We start from the raw sequence: 1,048 nt of genomic DNA, 5'->3' as shown, positions 1-1,048 counted from the left end.
CGGCGGCGGCGCGGCGGCGGGGCGCAGCGGCCGGTCCGGCGGCGGGGCCGGCGGGGCGGGACGGGGGAGGCACGGGTCACTCGACGGGGGCCGCCGGGCGGTGCCAGCTCCAGGTGGTGCTGGTCTCCAGCGGCTGGATGCCGGTGACGAGACGCGGGTGGGTGTTGAGGCCGTTGGGCGGGCCGGACTGGGGCTCCACGCACACCGCGTGCTCCTGCTCGTCGTACACGACGACCCACTCCTCGCGGCTGGTGACACGCAACTCCAGCTCCTGCCCCCAGCGCAGGGCGACATCCACCCCGTCGGGCATGGTGAAGCAGTCGTCCCACGGGCCGGGCCCCGGCTCACCGACCTCGGTGGTGGCGATGCCGTCGGCGCGCACGATCTGACCTGCCGGGCTGAAGTCGAGGGTGACCTCCGGTCCGTCCGGCCGGAGCCGCCGCACGAACCAGGGGTGCCAGCCCGCCTGCGCCGGGAAGGAGTCCCCGGCCGTCTCGACACCCAGCGTCAGCGTCAAGGCGCCTCCGTACGGGGCGAGTTCGAGGATCTGTGTGACCCGGCCGCGGTAGGGCCAGGGCTCAGCGAGATCGACGATGAACGCGGCGGAGCGGCCATCCTCCGAGCGGTCCGCGAGCTGCCAGACCTGCTCCCGGACGGTGCCGTGGATCGCGTGGGGCCCCGCATTCAGCGGGAGTCGGTGGGACGTGCCGCCGTTGCGGAAGACACCGCCGGCGGTGCGTCCGCACCACGGCGCCATCACGAACGACCCCGATCCGTCGCCCTGGGCGAGGAGTTCGGCGTCGCCGACCCGTAGCGAGGACAGCCGGCAGCCGTCCTCCGGCAGCACGGTCACCTCCGTGCCACCGGCTCGCAGCCGCACCGTGCCGTCGTCTGCCGCGCCGGTCACATCGGGTTCTGAGGCGTCATGGAGAGTCACAGCACGACAGTAGTGGTCGCGGCGGTCGCCGCGCCCCGCGGGCTCCCGCCACCTCGGCCCGGAACGGCGCCGCCCCGGGCCGGGGTGCCGCCCCGGGCCGGGGTGCCGGCG

General features: G+C 75.5%; 1 protein-coding gene. It reads right to left on the bottom strand.

Annotated features, from left to right (window positions below):
* Nucleotides 1-76 precede the first annotated feature (76 nt).
* The gene (locus tag HCJ92_RS24225; protein WP_338054366.1) at nucleotides 77-937 is read right to left on the bottom strand and encodes an aldose epimerase family protein; all 861 of its coding nucleotides are present in this window, start codon (nucleotides 935-937) and stop codon (nucleotides 77-79) included.
* Nucleotides 938-1,048: the final 111 nt, after the last annotated feature.

Source organism: Streptomyces spiramenti (assembly GCF_012034385.1).
GTDB classification, from domain to species: domain Bacteria; phylum Actinomycetota; class Actinomycetes; order Streptomycetales; family Streptomycetaceae; genus Streptomyces; species Streptomyces spiramenti.
This window is presented reverse-complemented; position numbering and strand designations above follow the sequence as displayed.